Below are 18,523 nucleotides of genomic sequence, written 5' to 3'. Positions count from 1 at the left end.
TGTTTCCCGGGCTTGTTGCGTTGTGGACAAACGGCCCCTGGCGCCCGGCGCCGCGCCGGACTATGGCGTAAACCGCATGGTGAGGTTGGTATACATCTTCACCCGCACGCCGTTCTTCTTGGCCGGGGTGTAGCGCGCCCGCCGGGCGGCTTCCAGGGCGGCCTGCTCGAAGCCGTAGCCGACCTCCTCGCCGACCGTCTCCGCTTCGGTCACCCTCCCGGTCTCGTCGACCAGCAGCCGCACCTCGACCACCGCCTGCTTGTTCAGACGCCGGGCGATGGCGGGATAGTTCGGGTCCGGTAGCCGCTCGATCTTCGGCGGCGTGACGCCAGCGCCGGGCCGCACCAGTTCGCCGAGGCGCACCTTGGGCGGCTCCGGCTTGGCCGCGGCTTCCGCGGCGGCGGCTTCGGCCGCCGCTTGCTCCTGGGCGAGCTTCTCAGCGGCGACTTTGGCGGCGGCTTCTTCCGCCGCCTTCTCCTCGGCGGCGACGCGCTCGGCCTCGATGCGCTCTTCTTCGGCGATGCGATCCGCTTCCGCCTGGCGGGCGGCTTCGAGTTCCGCCTCGCGCTCGGCGGCGGCATCCTGGGTTTCCGTGAGCTGGTTCTGCAGGCGGGCGATGCGTTCGTCGTACTGCGACCGCAACTTGGCCTCCATCTCCTCGCTGCGGGAATCGATCATGTCGGCGAGTTGTGCCTGGATCTCTTCCGGCGTGGGGCCGGCCGGCTCCTCCGGTTCGAGTTCGGCGGCATCGACCTCCGTCGCCGGTGTGACCACCGGCGGCGGTTCGACCGGCGCCTCGGCCACCTCCGTGCGCTGCTGATTCCAGTACAGCAGCCCAAGGGCGGCAGCCGCGATCAGGGCGGCGGCGGCCGCCAGGCCGATCCACAGTCCTCGCTTGCCGCCTTGCCGCTCCACCGGCACGGGGCCCGTTTCCTCCAGCTTCGCGTCCGGCAAGACCGATCCGGTGGTCGCTGTCGCCGCCGGTGCGGCGGCGGCCGCTGGAGCGGCGACCGCGGCGACGGGGGTCGGTGGCTCCTGCTGGATCGCCTGCTGGATCACCGCGGTGGGGATCTCGATGGTCTTTTCCGCCTCGATCTCTTCGGACTCTCGCTCGATCTCGTGGCGGAAGAGGTTGTGCATGAAGAAGGCGAGGTTGAAGGTGGTCGCCGTGTGCTGCCCGTCGAGGATGATCTTCGACAGTTCCTTGTGCCAGGTCGCGGCGTCGGCGATGCGCTGGCCGCGGGGGGCCAGGCTGCTCTCCAGGAACTGGGCGAGATCCGCCGGTATCGCCTCGCCTTCGGCGCCGAGGCGCCCCTGGCGGATCACCGGGCCGTAACCCTCTGCCTCCGGCGGCGGCAGCGGCTGGCAAGTCAACAACTCGTAGAGGATGACGCCCAAGGAGAAGGTGTCGTCCACCGCCTGGGCCTGGCCCTCGGCGAGGGCTTCCGGCGCCAGGTAACGGGTGACGCTGGTGCTGAAGGCGCCACCGGAGGCGAGGCCGGTAAGGCCCGGCGCCACCTCGAAACCGAGCAGTCGGGTTTCGCCTTCGCTCGACACCATGATCAGGTGAGGCACCACGAAGCCGTGGGATACCCGCTGGCCTTCGAAGCGTGTTTCGTAGGCCATGGCGAGGGCCAGAGCGATACGTTCGGCGGCCAGCAGCGCGTGGTCCACCGGCATCGGCTGTTGCTGGGAGCTGGCGGCGACCAGCAGGTCGCTCAGGTTCTTGCCGGAAATGTAGTCGTAGGCGATGTACGGAATGCCGCGCACTTCGCCGAGGTCGGTGCCCAGGCCGATGTTCGGGCTCTTGAGACCTTCCTGGACGCCGCGGCGGTCGCGCACCGCGTTCCACAGGTGGGCGCCATTGATATTGCGGCCGTTGAACACCCGCAGCAGCAGCACTTCTTGCACTTCCTGCTGGCCCACCCGGCCGGCTCGGAAGGTTTCTCCGAGGGAGTCCTCACTCAGTTTTTTCAGAAGAAGATAGGGGCCAAACTCTTCGAGACGGCTCATCGCATCCTCCACTAGGCGACTTCTTCGGATACCCGACAATTGAATCAATAGGAGACGGCGACGCCCCCGAGCGTCGCCTCAAGAGGGAATGCTATCAGGGAGACGGCGAATCGCCGCGCGATTCCGCGGCCCGTTCTTCCGCCCAGCGTCGCCGCCAATAGCGCTTCTGCCATTCGTTGACGTTGCGGTTGTGTTCGCCGAGGGTGCGGGCGAAGACGTGGGAACCGTCGTTGCGGCTGACGAAGTAGAGGTACGGTACCTCCGCCGGATCCGCCGCCGCCCGCAAGCTGCCGAGGCCCGGAGAGCAGATCGGCCCCGGCGGTAGGCCCGGATAGCGGTAGGTGTTGTAAGGCGAATCCACCTGCAGGTTGTCGCGGGTCAGGTTGCCGTTCCAGCGGTCGAGGCGCATCAGGGCGTAGATCACCGTCGGGTCGGCGTACAGGGCGATGCCTCGTTCCAGGCGATTGGCATAGACGCCGGCGATCACCGGCCGCTCGTCCGCCAGGCGTGCCTCCTTCTCCACCACGCTGGCGAGGATCACCGCCTCCCGCAGCGAGCGGCCGCCGCCCTCCGAGTCGCTCGGCGAGTAGGCCTCGCCGAAGCGTTGGCGGAAGGTCTCGACCAACCGCTGGACGATCTCCACCTCGCCGGTGCCGCGGGCAAATCGGTAGGTATCCGGAAACAGATAGCCTTCGAGATCGTTCGCCGCCGGATCGAGATCGGCGATCGGGGCGGGATCGTTCATCGCCGCTTCGAAGGCCCGGCGGTCGCCGAAACCCGCGTCCGCCAGGATCTTCGCCGTCTCGGCGAGGGTCTTGCCTTCGACCAGGGTGACCGGGTGGGTGACGATGTCGCCGGCGATCAACTTGGCGAGCACCTGGCGGGTGGAGAGCGCGCCCTCGAAGCGGTACTCGCCGGCCTGCAGCGGTGGATTGTCGAGGCCGTAGACCAGGTAGAGGCGGGCGGCGGTGGGATCCTCCAGCACCCCTTCGGCGGAGAGTTCCGCCAGGATGGTGGTCACCGCCATGCCGGGCTCCACCACCACCGTCTTGCCGTCCCCAGCATAGGCCTTGTAGGGCTGGTCGGTGCGCTGCCAGAGCCACCAGCCGGCGCCCCCGGCGACCATCAGCGCGAGCAAGAGAAACAGCAGCAGGAGGCCGAAGAGACGCTTCACTCGAGGGCCTCCGGGGACGGTGGCGGCTGAATGCCGAGATCCAGGGCGTCCTGCAGGAGGATCTGCGCCGCCACGGAATCCACCCGTTCCGGGTGTTGCCGAGGATCGACGCCGGCGGCGGCCAGGCGCTCTTCCGCCTCGACGCTGGTCAAGGCCTCGTCGACCGTGTGGAGCGGCAGGCCCGTCGCCGCCGCCAGGCGCCGGCCAAAGGCGACGGCGCGCTCGGCGGCAGGCCCGCGGCTGCCGTCGAGTCCACGGGGTTCGCCGATCACCAGCGCTTCGACTCGCTCGCTGGCGGCCAAGGCCGCGATCCGGCGCACGGCGTGGCGGTTGTCCCGGCGTTCGAGGGTGGTCAGGGGAACCGCCAGCCGGCCCTCCGGATCGGAGATCGCCAGCCCAATGCGCCGGTCACCGTAGTCGATTCCTAGGGTTCGCATGGTGGGTTCGTCGGGCATCTCCTCTCCGGGCCTGAGCGGTCCGGGAGCGCCATTCTACTCGTCATCCCTGTGCTAGGATCCAGCCGTTCCGCTCGGACCCCTCGGCTCCTTCTACCCAAGGCATTTCGCGAGCTGGACATCCTTCGAATCCGGTCTTCGAATCAATCTTCGACCTAGGAATTTTCATGGAAGACGTCGTCATACTGAGTGCCGCCCGCACGCCCATCGGTTCCTTTCAAGGGGCGCTCTCCAGCCTTTCCGGCCACGCGCTGGGAGCCCGCGCCCTGGAAGGGGCTTGCGAGCGGGCGGGAGTGGCTCCGCGGGACATCGAGCAGGTCAACATGGGCTGCGTGCTGACCGCCGGCCAGGGCCAGGCTCCGGCCCGCCAGGCGGCCCTCGGCGCCGGCTGTCCCGAGGCGACCGGCGCGATCACTCTGAACAAGGTGTGCGGTTCCGCCATGCGCGCGATCATGATCGGTGCCAACGACCTGCGCTGCGGCGACTATCGGGTGGTGGCCGCCGGCGGCATGGAGAGCATGAGCCAGGCGCCGTACCTGGCAACCGGCGCCCGCGACGGCCTGCGCCTAGGCCACGGCAAGCTGATCGACTCGATGATCCACGACGGCCTGTGGGACCCTTACAACGACAAGCACATGGGTAACTGCGCGGAGACCTGCGCGGCGAAGTACGAGTTTTCCCGCGAGGCGCAGGACGCCTTCGCCGGGGAGAGCTACCGCCGCGCCCGGCAGGCTACCGAAGACGGCTCCTTCGGCCGCGAGATCGTGCCGGTGGAGGTGCCTCGGCGCAAGAAGGATCCGCTCAGGGTGGAGCGCGACGAGGAGCCCTTCCGGGTGGACCTCGAACGCATGGCCTCGCTCCGGCCGGCCTTCCAGCGCGACGGCGGTACGGTTACCGCCGCCAACGCCAGCACCATCAACGACGGCGCCGCGGCGGTGCTGCTGACCACCGCTTCCCACGCCCGGGAACTGGGGCGAAGGCCGCTGGCGCGCATCGTCGGTCACTCCACCTTCGCGCAGGATCCGGAATGGTTCACCACCTCACCGGTGGGTGCCGTGAAAAACGTCCTCGGCCGCCACGGCCTGACCGCCGCGGACATCGACCTGTGGGAGATCAACGAGGCCTTCGCGGTGGTCGCCATGGCCTTCCAGCAGGAACTGGAGATCGACCCGGAGCGGGTCAATGTCTACGGCGGCGCGGTGGCTCTGGGGCATCCCATCGGCGCCTCCGGCGCCCGCATTCTGGTCACCTTGCTCAATGCCATGGAGGCGCGCGATGCGCACCGCGGTTGCGCCGCCATCTGCATCGGCGGCGGCGAGGCGACGGCGATCGTGGTCGAGCGCTGAGGCGGCAAACCACCCACGGCTTGATCTCTTGGTGAACTCTTGATGGCGCATCCTGTCCCTTCCCGCCCCATGCCGTCGCTCTTCGGCGGCGTTCTGGTCGGCCTCGCCCTGTGGGCGATGCCGCCGGCGATCGCGGCCCAGGTACCGGTGGAAGAGCCCGCCTCCGCCGAAATTCCGGTGGGCGCCGAAGGCGAGATTCGAGAGCCCGACGGCGGTGACGAACCCGTGGAGTCCGCGGCCGACGAACCGGCCGAGCCGGAGCGCGAGCTGACGGAGTTCAAGCTGCCGCTGTCCGGAGAGCAGGGCGGCGGGGTGGTTTCCGGCGTTGCCGTGGATCTCGAGTTCGAGCGCGACGACTACGTAGTGATAAGCGGCTTCGTCGAGATCGAGTACCAGGATGTCGTGCTCAAGGCGGACCGGGTGGAGGTGGACCTCTCCACCCGCCTCGCCACCGCCGAGGGTAACGTCATCGTCGATCAGGGACCGCGCCGGGTGGCCGCCGAGTGGGCAGAATTCCACCTCGAAGAGAAGACCGGCACCTTCCGGGAGGCCACCGCCTACGTCGATCCGGACTATTACTTCTCCGGCGCCGAGGTGTCGAAGATCGCCGCCGACGTGTATACGGTGACCGACGGTGTGTTCACTTCCTGCGAGGACGACGTGCCGGACTGGAGCTTCCGCCTCGGCGAGGCGCGGGTGGAGGTGGAAGGCTACGCGCGGGTCAAGCACGCCTCGATGCGGTTGAAGAAGCTGCCGGTGCTCTATACGCCCTACATCGTATGGCCCACCAAGCGCGAGCGCACCTCCGGCCTGCTGGTGCCGAACATCGGCTACTCGGACCGCCGCGGCGCGTACCTCGGCCTGGCCTACTACCAGGTGCTCGGCCGCAGCTACGACACCACCATGTTTTTGGATCTCTACAGCGAAGGCTTCGTCGGCCTCGGCAACGAGTTCCGCTACCGGCCGACGGAGGGCACCCTCGGCAACTTCCGGGGCTACGTGATCCAGGATGCCGATCTCAACAACGACTGGCGCTGGAAGCTGGAGTTCGACCACGAGCAGAACGACCTGCCCGGCGGAATGCGCGGCGTGGCGACGGTGCGGCGCACTTCGGATTTCGAGTTCTTCCGGGACTTCGAGCGCGATTTCGACCGCGCCTCCCGCAGCTTCGAGGAGAGCCGCGCCTTCATTTCCGGCAACTGGGGCTCCCACCTGTTGAACATCGAGGTGACGGACCGCGAGTCCTTCATCGGCGGCAGTACCACCACCGACCGCCGCTTGCCGGATGTCGAGTACCAGCTACGCGCCACCCAGCTCGGCAAGAGCCCCTTCGTTGTGTCGATGAACACCTCCGCTTCGTACCTCTCCGTCGATCGCTCGGAGACCTACGTGGCGGACTACGGTCGCTTCGACATCCAGCCGCGGGTCTCCGTACCCTTCCGGCCGGCTTCCTGGCTGTCCGTGTCGATCGACGGCGGCTACCGCTTCACCTGGTACGAGGACAGCCTCGACGAGACGCGCACCGGTTTTTCCGGCGACAGCCTGAGCCGCGCCTTCCCGGTGGCCGGAGCGAGTTTGGTCGGCCCCTCCTTCTCGCGCATTTTCAGTCCGCAGAAGGGACGTTTCGGCAAACTTCGGCACGTCATCGAGCCACGGGTGACCTACACCTATGTGGGCGATTTCGACGACCAGTTGGAAGTGCCGCAGTTCGATGGGGTGGACGGCTTCGCCACCAACAACTCGGTGCGCGTGGCGCTGGTCAATCGCCTCAAGGCCAAGGCGCGGGACGAGGAGAAGGGTGGCGGCGCCCGCGACATCCTGAGTTTGGAGATCGGCCGCAGCTACAGCTTCGATGACGATCTGCCGGGAGAGGTGGGGGCCGGCGAAACGTCCCAGGCCGGTCCGTTGGATGCGTTGCTGCGGTTCAACCCCAGCGAGCGCACCAGCCTGCGGGTCCAAGCTTTCTACAGTCCCCTTTTCCAGCAGGTGCTCGGCACCTCCGTGACCAGCCGGTGGTCCGGCAAGCGCGCCGGCTACCTGGTGCGCTGGAATCGGGCCTACCGAGCCGAGACCGGCGACATCAGCCGCGATCAGGCGCGGATCGAGACCAACTTTGACATTCTCCCTAAGCGCCTCAAGGCCCGTATTTCCGTCGACTACGACATCGAACGCAGCGAATTCCAGGAGAAGCGGCTATTCCTGGACTACCTCTCCCAGTGCTACAGCCTTCGCCTGGAGCTGCGCGACTACACGGTGAACAACGTCGAAGAGACGGACTACCGCTTTGCCTTCACCCTCAAGAACGTGGGAACCTTCCTCGACCTGACCGGTCGCTACGAGTAGGCGCCGTCCCCGGCGGGCGGGTCCTCGAGTCCGGCGAAGAAGCCGGCGACGAGACTGCCTGTGAGACGCTGCGGCCGCAACGAAAACGAAAGCGAGAAGTCATGAAAGGCCTGATCCTCTCCGGCGGCAAGGGAACCCGCCTGCGGCCGCTGACCTACACCTCGGCCAAGCAACTGGTGCCGGTCGCTAACAAGCCGGTGCTGTTCTTCGGCATCGAGTCGATCGTCGCCGCCGGCATCGAGGAGATCGGCATCGTGGTGGGCGACACCGGCGACGAGATCCGCGAGGCGGTGGGCGACGGTTCGGCCTTTGGGGCGCGGGTCACCTACATACAGCAAGAAGCGCCCCTCGGCCTGGCCCACGCGGTGTTGATCGCCGAGGACTTCCTGGGCGACGATTCCTTCGTAATGTACCTGGGCGACAACCTGATCGCCGGCGGTATCACCAGCCTGGTGGACGAGTTCCGGGAACTCGACTGCGCCGCCCAGATCCTGCTGGCGGAGGTGTCCAACCCGCAGCAGTTCGGGGTGGCGGAGCTACAGGACGACGGCCGCATCCGCCGCCTGGTGGAGAAGCCGGCGGAGCCGAAGAGCAACCTGGCGTTGGTCGGGGTGTACATGTTCGGGCCGGAGATCATGCAGTCGGTCAAGTCCATCAAACCGTCCGGCCGCGGCGAGCTGGAGATCACCGACGCCATTCAAAACCTGATCGACCGCGGCCTCGACGTCCATCCGCACGAGGTGCGCGGCTGGTGGAAGGACACCGGCAAGCTCGAAGACATGCTGGAGGCCAACCGCATTGTGCTCGAGACTCTCGAAACGCGCCGCGGCAGCCAGGTGTGCGAGGGCAGCTCCATCGAGGGCCGGGTGGCGGTCGGCGACGGTGTCGAGATCATCGATTCGGTGGTGCGCGGCCCGGTGGTGATCGGCGAAGGGGCGCGCCTCGAAGGGGCTTTCGTCGGTCCCTACACCTCGATCGGCGATGGCTGCGTGCTCTCTTCCTGCGAGATCGAGAACTCCATCGTCCTCGCCGGCAGCCAGATCGTCGAGGTGCCGCTGCGCATCGACGGCTCCTTGATCGGCCGCAACGTGCGCATCGCTAAGACCGACATGAAGCCCAAGGCCTACCGCTTCATGGTGGGAGACAACTCCGAGGTGGGAGTGATCTGATGCCGCGCCTTTCAAGTCCGCTACGGGCCGGATCTTCTGGGGATGTGCCGTGCGAGGCCTAGTGCTCGGTGGCGGCGGCATGCTCGGCCGGGCGATGGCCGAGTGGGGACGCGAGCGGGGAGTGGCGGTGCTCGCCCTCGACCGTGCCCGGGCGGACATCGCCGACCCGGAGCGCCTGGCCTATTGGGTGGACCGCTTCCGGCCGCAGGTGGTTTTCAACTGCGCCGCCTACACCCAGGTCGACGACTGCGAGACCGAGCGCGACCACGCCTTCGAAATCAACGGCCGGGCGGTAGCCCACGTCGCGGCGGCGGCCTGGCGGGTGGACGCCTCGCTGGTCCACGTGTCGACGGACTACGTTTTCGCCGGCACCGCCGACACCCCCTACCGGGAGGACGACGCGACCGCTCCGCGCTCCGTCTACGGCGAGTCGAAGCTGGCGGGGGAGCGCGAGGCCCTGGCTTATGACCGCTCGCTGGTGGTGCGGGCGAGCTGGCTGTTTGGCCCCGGTGGACCGAACTTTGCCGCCACCATGATGCGCCTGATGGACTCAGGGCACCAGGACCTGCGGGTGGTCGACGACCAGCGCGGCTGCCCCACATATACTCCCTTCCTGGCCGATGCTCTGTGGCGGCTGGCTGAGCTGGGCACCACGGGAGTGATGCACTATCGCAATCGGGAGCCGGTCACCTGGCACGGCTTCACCACGGAAATCGCTCGTCTCTGGAATCCGCAAGTCATGGTGACGCCGGTGACCACGGACGAGTTTCCCCGACCGGCCGAACGCCCGGCCTACTCGGTCCTCGACGTGTCGAGGTTCGAGGCGGCGGTGGGCGAACGGGTTCCCTCGTGGAACGATGGCCTGGTCCAGTACCTGGCACGGTTGCGCTGAAACGACCAGCGACCGAGCCGCAGGAGAAGAACATGAGAGCGTTGATTACCGGCATCACCGGCTTTGCCGGTTCCCACCTGGCGGACTACCTGCTGGCCGAACAGCCGCAGGTCGAGGTGTTCGGCACCTACCGCTGGCGGAGCCGGATGGAGAACATCGAGCACTTGGGGGACCGCGTCACCTTGGTGGAAGCGGACTTGAACGACTTCACGGCGGTCCACAGGACCCTCGCCGAGGTGCGGCCGGACTACATTTTTCACCTGGCGGCCCAGAGCTTCGTGCCGACCAGTTGGCGGGCGCCGGCGGAGACCCTGAGTTCCAACACCGCCGGCCAGACCAACATCTTCGAAGCGGTGCGTGAGCTCGGCCTCGATCCGGTGATCCAGATCGCCTGCTCGAGCGAGGAGTACGGCCTGGTCTACAAGGAAGAAACGCCGATTGAGGAGACCAATCCGCTGCGTCCCCTGTCGCCCTACGCGGTGTCGAAGGTGACGCAGGACTTCCTCGGCTACCAGTACTTCCAGAGCTACGGCATCAAGGCCATCCGCACCCGCGGCTTCAATCACACCGGCCCACGGCGCGGCGAAGTGTTCGTGCTGTCGAACTTCGCCAAGCAGATCGCCTCCATCGAAGCGGGACTCCAGGAACCGGTGATCCGGGTAGGCAACCTGGATGCCATTCGCGACTTCACCGACGTGCGGGACATGGTGCGGGCCTACTGGCTGGCGGTGACCAAGGCGCGGCCCGGCGAGGTCTACAACATCGCCACCGGCAACGGCATCTCGATCAAGGACATGCTCGACCGGCTGATCGCCATGTCCACCGCCGACGTGCGGATCGAAGAGGACCCCGAGCGCCTGCGCCCGTCGGACGTCGAGATCCTGATCGGCGACGCCTCCAAGTTCAAGGCCGACACCGGCTGGGAACCGCGGGTGCCCTTCGAGAAGACCATGGCGGACACCCTGGAGTACTGGCGCCGGCGGTTGGGCGTGAAGCCCGTCTCCGCCACCGTGGGAGATTGATGCACCTCCTGGTCACCGGCGTGTCCGGATTCGTGGGCTGTCGTCTCGCGGCGGTGGCCCTCGACCGGGGACACCGGGTAACTGGAGTGTGCCTGGGCGAGCGCCGGGCGCCGGAGGGCGTGTCGGTCCACGAGGTGAACGTGCTCGATGGCGCCGCCCTGGCGGCGGTGGTCGCCGCGGAGAATCCGGACGTGGTGATCCATCTGGCGGCCCTGTCCCACGTCGGCCGGTCCTGGAATCGCATGGCGGACTATTTCGCCGTCAACTTCATCGGCACCGAGAACCTGCTCGACGCCGCCGGCGACCGGCGGGTGGTGTTCGCTTCGAGCGCCGAGGTCTACGGCTACGTGCCGCCGGCGGAGCAGCCCATCGCCGAGAACCGCGCCTTGGCGCCGCGCAGTCCCTACGCCCTGACCAAGGCCGCCGCCGAGCGGTTGGCCCTCGCTCGCGGCGCCGTGGTGGCCCGCACCTTCAATATGATCGGGGCCGGCCAGGCGCCGGAGTTCGCTTTGCCCTCTTTCGCCCTGCAATTGGCGGCTATCGCCCGCGGCGAGCACGAGCCGGCGCTGTCCGTCGGCAACCTGGCGGCCCGGCGGGATTTCTTCCACGTGGCGGACGGGGTGGATGCCTATCTATTGCTGGCCGAGCGCGGGGTGAGCGGCGAGGCCTACAACGTCGGCTCCGGCACCGATCATTCGATCGAAGAAGTGGTTCAGAAGCTGTGCTCCGTCGCCGGCTTGGAGGTGCGCATCGAGGTCGACCCGGCCCGGGTACGGCCCGTCGACATCCCCCTGATGCGCGCCGGCAGCGACAAGATCCGAGCCCTCGGCTGGCAGCCGAAGCACGATTTTGAGAGCGCCGTGCGAGAGACCTGGACCGCCGCCCGGGACGGCGCCGAGGAGGTGACCGCATGAGCCTCACCGGCGGCGAGGTCGCCCGCAAGGTCGTTCACATGAGCGTCGGCGGCTTCGCCTTCCTGCTGCGCTTTCTCGGTCCCCTGTGGGGCGCCGTGCTGGCGATTGTCGCCTTCCTGTTCAACTGGAAGGTGCTGCCGCGTCTCGGAGGGCGTCACCTGTTGCGGGAGGGAGAGAAAACCTCCGGCCGCTCCATCGGGGTGCTGCTCTACCCGGTGTGCGTGCTGCTCTTGATCCTGCTCTTCCACCGCCGCCTGGAGGTGGCGGCGGCGACCTGGGCAATCCTCGCCTTCGGCGACGGCATGGCCTCCCTGGTGGGGATGAGCATCGGTCGCGCCAAGCTCCCCTGGAACCCGGACAAGAGCTGGGCCGGCACTCTCGCCTACTGGCTGTTCGGCACCGCCGGCGCCGTCACCCTGCTGCTGTGGACCGCCCCCGGGCGCTATGACTGGACCTTCGCGCTGATCGTTTCGGCGGTCACGGCGCTGGTGGCGGCGGCCCTCGAGTCGCTGCCCCAGGGGCTGGACGACAATATCGGTGTGCCCCTCGTCTCGGGCCTCTTGCTCTACGGCCTGGTGCTCTCCGCCGGTGGCTGGGCGGCCTTGCCGGCGGCCGGGTTGTGGATGGCGCTGACGATCGGCGGGGCGATCAATGCGGTGCTCGCCCTCGCCGCCTACGGGGCCAAGAGCGTCAACCTCTCCGGCGCCATCGCCGGCTGGCTGATCGGCACGACGATCTGGGGCTTCCTCGGCTGGCAGGGCTTTCTGGTGCTGCTGGCCTTCTTCGTTCTCGGTACCGCCTGCACCAAGCTCGGCTATCAGCGCAAAGCGGAAAAGAATCTGGCCCAGGAAGGCGGCGGCCGGCGCGGCGCGCGGCACGCCCTCGCCAACACCGGCGTGGCCTTGGCCTGCGCCGTGTTTGCCGCCACCACCCCGCATCCGCTCGTCTTTGCTCTGGCCTTCGCCGGAGCCTTCGCCACCGCCGCGGCGGACACCGCCGGCAGCGAGATCGGCCAATTGATGGGCAAGCGCACCTTCCTGATCACCAACCTGAAGCGGGTGCCGCCGGGCACCGAAGGCGCCGTGTCGATGGAGGGTACTGCGGCCGGCGTGCTGGCCTCGGCGGTGATCGGGGTGTTGGCCGCCGCCGTCGGCCTGTTCCCCTGGCTGGGGGTGGCGGTGGTGGTGATCGCCGCCTTCGTCGGCACCACGCTCGAAAGCCTGGTGGGAGCGACCCTCGAAAAGCGCGGCCTGCTGGACAACGAGGCGGTCAACTTCCTGAACACCCTGGTGGGTGCGGCAAGTGCCGGCGCCCTCGCCTTTCTCGTATAGGCCCTCGCCGTGAGCAAACTCCGCCACTACGCCAAGCTGTCGCGGCCCTTCACCCTGCTGCCGCCGCTGTTGGGCATCGTCTCCGGCGCGATCTGCGCCTTCGGCTCCGCCCACAATCCGGATCCGGACTACCGCCTCACCGCCTCGGTGGTGCTGACGGTGGTGCTGGGTTCTCTCTGCGCCAGCTTCCTGAATGCCGCCTCGAACGCCATCAACCAGATCTACGATCTGGAAATCGACCGCCTCAACAAGCCAAACCGCCCGCTGGTGACCGGCGCCCTGTCGCTGCGCGAGGCGTGGTGGTTTATTGGGCTGTTCTATGTGCTGGCGCTCATTCCCACCTGGCTGGTGGTGCCCTTTCCCTTCGAGACCTGGGGCGAAAAGCTGACGGCGCCGCTGGCGCGCCACGAGACGTTCTTCATCTACCTGGCGGGAATGCTCTTCACCTTCATCTACTCGGCGCCCGCCTGGGGGCGCACCAAGACCCTCGGTTTGATGGCAAACCTTACCATCGCCATTCCCCGCGGCGTGCTGTTGAAGGTGGCCGGCTGGGCGATGGTGGCGAGTGTCGTTTACACCGAGCCCTGGTTCATCGGGGCGATCTTCGGATTGTTCCTGATCGGCGCCGCCGGCACCAAGGACTTCGCCGACATCGAGGGCGACCGGGCCGGCGGCTGCAAGACCCTGCCGATCGTCCACGGCGTGCGCAAGGCGGCGTGGATCATCGCCCCGTTCTTCGTGCTGCCTTGGATCTTGATCCCCTTCGGCGCTCGCTGGCCGGATCCGCAGGATCCGTCGCTGCCGATCCTCACCGGCAACACGGCGCTATTGACCGGCCTGGGTGTCGGGTTGACGCTGTGGGGGGGCTACACCTCGTACCTGCTGCTGCGGGATCCGGACTCGTTGACCCGCACCGAGAACCACCCTTCCTGGCGGCACATGTACTTGATGATGATGGCGGCGCAGATCGGCTTCGCCCTTGCATATCTCGTATAGACCGTCGAACGCGGTTAGAATCACCTCTTTCCCTGACTGACCATCATCTGGAGAAGCCGCCATGCCTGACGCTCAGACTGAAACGCAAGCCGACGACATCACCCTCGCGCGGGTGGAAGAAGCTTTCGACGCTGCGGACCTTCCTCCCAGCCGGGGGCTGCTCTCCTTCTACGATCGTCTGCGCGGCCGGATCCTGAAAGCCGTCGAGCGCAAGGGCGGCCGTCTCGGCCAAGGTGCCGTCAAGGCCCTTCTGCTGGTGCCCGACGTGTTCATGCTGCTGGTGCGGTTGGCCCTCGATCCGGAGGTGCCGAAGTCTTCCCGGGCGCTGGTCGGCGGCGCCCTGGCCTATTTCATCCTGCCCTTCGATCTGATGCCCGAAGGCCTGATCGGCGGCGCCGGCTTCCTCGACGACCTGGTGGTCGCCATGGCGGTGCTCGCCCAATCCTTCGGCGGCGAGTTGGAGCCCTACGCCCGCAAGCACTGGAGCGGCTCCGAAGACTTGCGCAAAGTGATGCTCGACATCACCAGCACCGCCCAGAACCTTCTCGGCGCCAACCTCTACGGCCGCCTCGGCCGGGTGCTGGCGAAGCGCGGCGTCTATCTAGAGGACCAGAAACCGCGCCAGGTCGAGGGCGACGGAACCGTCAACTAGCCGGGTGCTGGCGACTTGTCAGCACCCGGCCAGGCGGCATCCGCTCGTCGCTTCGCCGGTACTGCCCCGCTACTCTGTGAGGGCCCGGTAGGCGTTGACCCGGCCGCGGCCGCTGAAGGCATCGAATCCGGGAGTGATCACGTCGTCCGCCGTGCGGAAAAGTCGATGCCTCACCAGCCAGCCGGGTAGCCAGCCGTTCAGCGGACTCTCGACCATCGCGGCGACGCTGCCGACGTGGGCCGCCGCCGGCCGCACGCCGAAGGAGAAGATCCACACCGGCGTCGTCTCGAAGTTGCAGATGGTCGAGAAGTCGAAGGGGCGCGCCGACACGAACTGGGTGAAGCCGCTGCATGCACCCACCGAGAAGATGAACAGGTTGGGATCCGTCTCGCAGGTCACCGGGTCGCGCTGACCACCCGGAGCGGCGATGTCCACCAGTGAGTAGCCGTAGCTGCTTTCAGCGGACCACTGGTCATCGAGACCCGTGGCGCCGACCACGGTGGTGCCGGTCTGGGCCGGAATCAGCAGCTCGTCACCGTCCGCGTCGGCGTTGAATCCGCACATATCGCGCTCCGTCCAGGCGCCCGTCAGGATGAGCGATCCTCGGATTTTGGCGTAGAGCATGGCCCGGCGCAGAGCCAGGATCAGGTTCCGATCCTCCCGCACGCTCCAGCGCAGACGGCGGTCGAACTGATCCGGGATGACGATGACGTCCGAGCCGATGTCGGCGGCGTAGCGCACGGCCGTCACCAAATCGCCGATACGGCCGCGCTCCTGGCTGTCGAGCCACTTGACGCCGACCAGGGTGGCATGGGGTACCGGACAGGCATGGGCCACGGCGTTGCACACCATCATGCTGGCGGTGTACGTGCCGTGAATGCCGAGATCGGCGATCGGGTGGGCGCCGGGGAAGAGGTCCTGCACCATGGCAACGTCCTCGGGCACAAAGTTGCGGCTGCGCTCGAGGTCCACCCGGCCCTGGAGTTCGACGTGGGTGTAGTCGAGGCCCGAGGCGACCACGGCGATCGTCACGTCCTCGTCTCCCAGGTTGCCCAGCTCGCTCCATACCCGGTCCACTTCCATCTTTCGAAGGTCCCACTGTAGGTCCCAGAGAATGGAGTTGACGAGGTCGTCAGCGGTGACCGTCGAGGGAGTCAGGGGTACCGGCTCGGTGATCAGATGTGCAAAGGAAACCTCGTCTTGCTTGAGGAAGGATGCTTCGACCGGATAGGTCTCGGCGGTGAACGCCGTAGGTCGGCGCAAGTCCGGATGAGCGCCGAGGATCTTGCGATCCCCCGCCGCCTTGGAAGCAAAGGACAGGTCGTCCGCCTCGACCAGGGCGACGCCGATGTCCGCGTGATTGCGTAGCATCTTGGCGCCGTGACCTTCAACGATCTTGCGGGCCTCTTGCGCCTTGATGTTCTCGGCCTCGAAGACGACGAGATAGCGCTCGGCCATGGCGGGGGAAGCGGCGGTGACGAGTAGGGTCGCGGCCGCGACGAGTTGGGTAGGGCGCATCATGGGGCTTGTCTCCTATGGATCTGAGGCGCGCCAGGCCAAAGGAGGAACTTGGGCCTTCGCGCTCGCTCGTGAGATGGATCCATGGAGAATAATCGACATCATTATAATATTCAATATATGTAATATTCTTTTATATAATTGGGTCGGGATCCCCTGGTGATGGGGCAAACTCAGAGAGTGGGACCCCACTCGGGAAGAATGGGCTATTGAGAGGCGCGCGCGAGGGCTGAACCAGACTCGTTCAAGGCCGAGGAGCCAACGCGTCCCGCATCAACGTCGAAAACATCACCATCAGCTCGTCCAGTTCGATGCCTTTGCGGCGGCGGAGCTGGTCGCCTTTGAGGGTGGCGATCTGGATCAGGCCGTGGACCTGGCCCCAGACGTAGACGGCGCTGGTCAGGGGCTCGATGTCGTCGCGGATCGAGCCGTCGCGGATCCCCACGGCGATCACTTCGGCGACCGCTTCCAGCAGATCGTCTTGCTCCTGAGCGCAGGCCGCTTCGTACGGGTTGGACTCGGCGAGCGGCACGGAGCGCGACTCGTACTGCGCCATGGCGTTGAACTGAGCCGGTGACTCCAGGGCGAACTGGATGTAGGAGATGCCCAGCGATTCGAGCTTGTCCATGCCGAGGAGCTCTTGCGAGGCGGCGCCCTCGAAGCGGCGGTTGAGCACCCGCAGGGCGCGGTGGGTGATGGCCAGCACCAGTTCCGCCGGATCCTCGAAGAACTCGTCGAGGTCGGGAGCCTTCACCCCGGCCTCGGAGGCCACCGCCGCCAGGGAGGCGGCCGGCGCGCCAGCGTCGAGGAACACCCGCTCCGCCGCATCGATCAGGCGGTTCTTCCGTTCCTGACGCTCTAGGGCCAAGCTCGGACTCTCGTTCATTACGACAAGATTAACAGCTCGTGGTGAAAAGATCTGTGGGCCATAAGACCCTTGCGCGCGACCCGCAGGACTTTCACCACGGGCTGTTACACCACCGCCGCGGCCGCGGTCCAGGTTCGGGGATGACGGCGGGCGGAGCCGGGAAGGTCTCCGCCCGCGGAGAAGGACGCTACTCGGTCACCGCCCGGTAGGCGTTTACCCGCCCGCGACCGCTGAACACATCGAATCCCGGATCGATCACGTCATCGGCAGTGCGGGTCATCTGCCAGTTGACCAGCCAACCCGGCAGCCAGCCGTTCCACTTGCTATCGATCAGGGCGGCCACGCTACCGGCGTGGGCCAGCGCCTGATCGGCGCCCAGGGCGAAGATCCAGGTGGGACCCGTCTCGAAGTTGCACAGAGTTGAGAAGTCCACTCCCAGGGGCGACACCCACTGGCTGAAGCTGGTGCAGGCGCCGAGGGCCACGTTGTAGAGGTTGGGATCCGGATCCGGCAGGCAGGTATCGGCGAGGACCCCGCCGCCGGGGGCGGCGATGTCGACCAGGGAACGTCCGAAGTCGGTGAAGTTGCCGTACTGGTCGTTGATGCCGGTGGCGGCGACGGCGGTGGCGCCCAACTGGGCCGGCGCGATGATGTTGTCGCCGTCGGCGTCGGCGTCGATACCGCATTCGAGGAGGGTTCCGCCGGCGCCGGTGAGCACCGCCGATCCACGCAGCCAGGCGTAGAAGATGGCCCGCTTGAGGGCGATGATGGCCGGGCGGTCGTCGCGATCGCTCCAGCGCAGCGGCTCGGCGAGGTTTTCGGGGATGACGATGACGTCCGAACCGATGGAAGCGGCATAGCGGATCGAGGTCACCAGATCGCCGACACGGCCGCGCTCCTGGCTGTCGAGCCACTTGACGCCAATCAGCGTGGAGTGCGGCACTGGGCAACTAAAGACCAGAGCGTTGCACACCATCAGGCTGGCGGTCCAGGTGCCCTGGAATCCGAGATCGGCGATGGGGTGGGCGCCGGGGAAGAGAGCCTGCACCTGGGCGGCGTCTTCCGGCACGAAGTTGCGGCTGCGGTCGAGATCCACCCGGCCCTGGAGGTCGGGATGGGTGTAGTCGAGTCCCGAGGCCAGCACGGCGATCTCCACGTCTTCGTCGCCGAGGTTGCCGAACTCCGTCCACACCCCTTCCACCTCGATCAACTGGAGGTCCCACTGGATGGCGAAGAAGAAGGTGTTGAGAAGCTGGTCCACGGTGACCGTGGAGGGAGTCAGCGGCGGAGGCGAGGTGATCAGGTCGCTCAAGGACGCCTGCGCGCCTCGGGCGGAGGCGAGGTCCGCCGGGAGGGTGGCGGGAATCGGTTCGGAGCCGGCGGCGGTGGCGTGCTGCACATCGCGGTAGGCGCCCACGATTTTGCCATCGGACTGGACCTTGGATGCGAATGCGGAGTCGTCCGCCTCGACCACCGCCACCCCAATATCCGCGTGATTGCGCACCATCGTGGCGCCATGGTTGTCGATGATCTGCTGGGCTTCCCGGGCCTTGAGGTTTTCCTGTTCGAACACCACGACATAGCGTTCGGCGGCCAGAGGGGAGGTAACGATGGCGCAAAGGGCCAACGCGGCGAGAAGTAGGGTCGGACGATTCATAGAAACATCTCCTGTCGTGAGGGTGAGTCGATCCTCGTGTCGGTTTCGCGCCGACGTTCAAAATGTTGAAAGCGAGTCTGATGTTACGCTCATATCCATTGATTTGCAATAGAACATATATAGACAAATGAGTAGTAGATAGGACTGGAAGGTCCCGGCCATCGGAGAGCCGT

Annotated in this window: 15 protein-coding genes; 9 read left to right on the top strand and 6 right to left on the bottom strand. The window is 66.9% G+C overall.

All coding sequences use genetic code 11. The features are described 5' to 3' along the window. Positions 1-60: 60 nt before the first annotated feature. The 3 genes from AAF481_10160 to ruvX all read right to left on the bottom strand — a co-directional run bounded on the left by AAF481_10160 (position 61) and on the right by ruvX (position 3,642). Complete coding sequence (locus AAF481_10160) at positions 61-2,013, bottom strand: TonB family protein (GenBank protein ID MEM7481527.1); 1,953 nt, start codon at positions 2,011-2,013, stop codon at positions 61-63. Positions 2,014-2,107: 94 nt separating this feature from the next. After that, on the bottom strand, positions 2,108-3,187 hold the full coding sequence (gene mltG, locus AAF481_10155; GenBank protein MEM7481526.1) for an endolytic transglycosylase MltG: 1,080 nt from the start codon (positions 3,185-3,187) through the stop codon (positions 2,108-2,110). Beyond that, positions 3,184-3,642: a Holliday junction resolvase RuvX gene (gene ruvX, locus AAF481_10150; GenBank protein MEM7481525.1), complete on the bottom strand. Its 459-nt coding sequence runs from the start codon at positions 3,640-3,642 to the stop codon at positions 3,184-3,186. The genes mltG and ruvX overlap by 4 nt, the downstream gene beginning before the upstream one ends. 167 nt (positions 3,643-3,809) lie before the next feature. Between ruvX and AAF481_10145 the strand changes: the two genes are divergently transcribed. The 9 genes from AAF481_10145 to AAF481_10105 all read left to right on the top strand — a co-directional run bounded on the left by AAF481_10145 (position 3,810) and on the right by AAF481_10105 (position 14,307). Beyond that, a complete protein-coding gene (locus AAF481_10145; protein ID MEM7481524.1) occupies positions 3,810-4,988 on the top strand; it encodes a thiolase family protein in 1,179 nt (392 codons plus the stop codon). Positions 4,989-5,030: 42 nt separating this feature from the next. Beyond that, a complete protein-coding gene (gene lptD / locus AAF481_10140; protein MEM7481523.1) occupies positions 5,031-7,331 on the top strand; it encodes an LPS assembly protein LptD in 2,301 nt (766 codons plus the stop codon). A 101-nt stretch (positions 7,332-7,432) separates the two neighbouring features. Continuing rightward, positions 7,433-8,500, top strand: a complete 1,068-nt coding sequence (locus AAF481_10135; protein ID MEM7481522.1) for a glucose-1-phosphate thymidylyltransferase — start codon at positions 7,433-7,435, stop codon at positions 8,498-8,500. Positions 8,501-8,549: 49 nt separating this feature from the next. Then, a complete protein-coding gene (gene rfbD, locus AAF481_10130; protein MEM7481521.1) occupies positions 8,550-9,392 on the top strand; it encodes a dTDP-4-dehydrorhamnose reductase in 843 nt (280 codons plus the stop codon). 32 nt (positions 9,393-9,424) lie between these two features. Beyond that, entirely contained in the window at positions 9,425-10,414 is a 990-nt protein-coding gene (locus AAF481_10125) for a GDP-mannose 4,6-dehydratase (protein ID MEM7481520.1), read from the top strand. Continuing rightward, positions 10,414-11,328 carry a GDP-mannose 4,6-dehydratase gene (locus tag AAF481_10120; protein ID MEM7481519.1) on the top strand — a complete coding sequence of 305 codons (915 nt, stop codon included), beginning with the start codon at positions 10,414-10,416 and terminating at the stop codon, positions 11,326-11,328. The genes AAF481_10125 and AAF481_10120 overlap by 1 nt, the downstream gene beginning before the upstream one ends. After that, entirely contained in the window at positions 11,325-12,659 is a 1,335-nt protein-coding gene (locus AAF481_10115) for a TIGR00297 family protein (protein ID MEM7481518.1), read from the top strand. Before AAF481_10120 ends, AAF481_10115 begins: the two co-directional genes overlap by 4 nt. A 9-nt stretch (positions 12,660-12,668) precedes the next feature. After that, positions 12,669-13,655: a UbiA family prenyltransferase gene (locus AAF481_10110; protein ID MEM7481517.1), complete on the top strand. Its 987-nt coding sequence runs from the start codon at positions 12,669-12,671 to the stop codon at positions 13,653-13,655. A 61-nt stretch (positions 13,656-13,716) separates the two neighbouring features. After that, positions 13,717-14,307: a DUF1232 domain-containing protein gene (locus AAF481_10105; GenBank protein ID MEM7481516.1), complete on the top strand. Its 591-nt coding sequence runs from the start codon at positions 13,717-13,719 to the stop codon at positions 14,305-14,307. A gap of 69 nt (positions 14,308-14,376) precedes the next feature. On the opposite strand, the gene AAF481_10100 is transcribed toward AAF481_10105, so the two are convergent. The 3 genes from AAF481_10100 to AAF481_10090 form a co-directional block, all read right to left on the bottom strand. Next, entirely contained in the window at positions 14,377-15,828 is a 1,452-nt protein-coding gene (locus AAF481_10100) for a S8 family serine peptidase (GenBank protein MEM7481515.1), read from the bottom strand. A gap of 241 nt (positions 15,829-16,069) precedes the next feature. Further along, positions 16,070-16,693: a WHG domain-containing protein gene (locus AAF481_10095; protein MEM7481514.1), complete on the bottom strand. Its 624-nt coding sequence runs from the start codon at positions 16,691-16,693 to the stop codon at positions 16,070-16,072. Between the two features lie 187 nt (positions 16,694-16,880). Then, positions 16,881-18,350, bottom strand: coding sequence for a S8 family serine peptidase (locus AAF481_10090; GenBank protein ID MEM7481513.1), 1,470 nt, complete (start codon positions 18,348-18,350; stop codon positions 16,881-16,883). Positions 18,351-18,523 lie beyond the last annotated feature (173 nt).

The sequence above is a fragment of the Acidobacteriota bacterium genome (assembly GCA_039030395.1).
Taxonomy (GTDB): Bacteria; Acidobacteriota; Thermoanaerobaculia; order Multivoradales; family JBCCEF01; genus JBCCEF01.
The sequence above is the reverse complement of the archived record's forward strand: the minus strand, read 5'-3'. Positions and strand labels throughout refer to the sequence as shown.

Coding starts and splice junctions, on each gene's coding strand:
- AAF481_10125 (MEM7481520.1), top strand. CDS start 9,425: ATGAGAGCGTTGATTACCGGCATCACCGGCTTTGCCGGTTCCCACCTG.
- AAF481_10090 (MEM7481513.1), bottom strand. CDS start 18,350: ATGAATCGTCCGACCCTACTTCTCGCCGCGTTGGCCCTTTGCGCCATC.
- AAF481_10120 (MEM7481519.1), top strand. CDS start 10,414: ATGCACCTCCTGGTCACCGGCGTGTCCGGATTCGTGGGCTGTCGTCTC.
- AAF481_10160 (MEM7481527.1), bottom strand. CDS start 2,013: ATGAGCCGTCTCGAAGAGTTTGGCCCCTATCTTCTTCTGAAAAAACTG.
- AAF481_10115 (MEM7481518.1), top strand. CDS start 11,325: ATGAGCCTCACCGGCGGCGAGGTCGCCCGCAAGGTCGTTCACATGAGC.
- lptD (MEM7481523.1), top strand. CDS start 5,031: ATGGCGCATCCTGTCCCTTCCCGCCCCATGCCGTCGCTCTTCGGCGGC.
- ruvX (MEM7481525.1), bottom strand. CDS start 3,642: ATGCCCGACGAACCCACCATGCGAACCCTAGGAATCGACTACGGTGAC.
- AAF481_10100 (MEM7481515.1), bottom strand. CDS start 15,828: ATGATGCGCCCTACCCAACTCGTCGCGGCCGCGACCCTACTCGTCACC.
- AAF481_10145 (MEM7481524.1), top strand. CDS start 3,810: ATGGAAGACGTCGTCATACTGAGTGCCGCCCGCACGCCCATCGGTTCC.
- AAF481_10105 (MEM7481516.1), top strand. CDS start 13,717: ATGCCTGACGCTCAGACTGAAACGCAAGCCGACGACATCACCCTCGCG.
- AAF481_10135 (MEM7481522.1), top strand. CDS start 7,433: ATGAAAGGCCTGATCCTCTCCGGCGGCAAGGGAACCCGCCTGCGGCCG.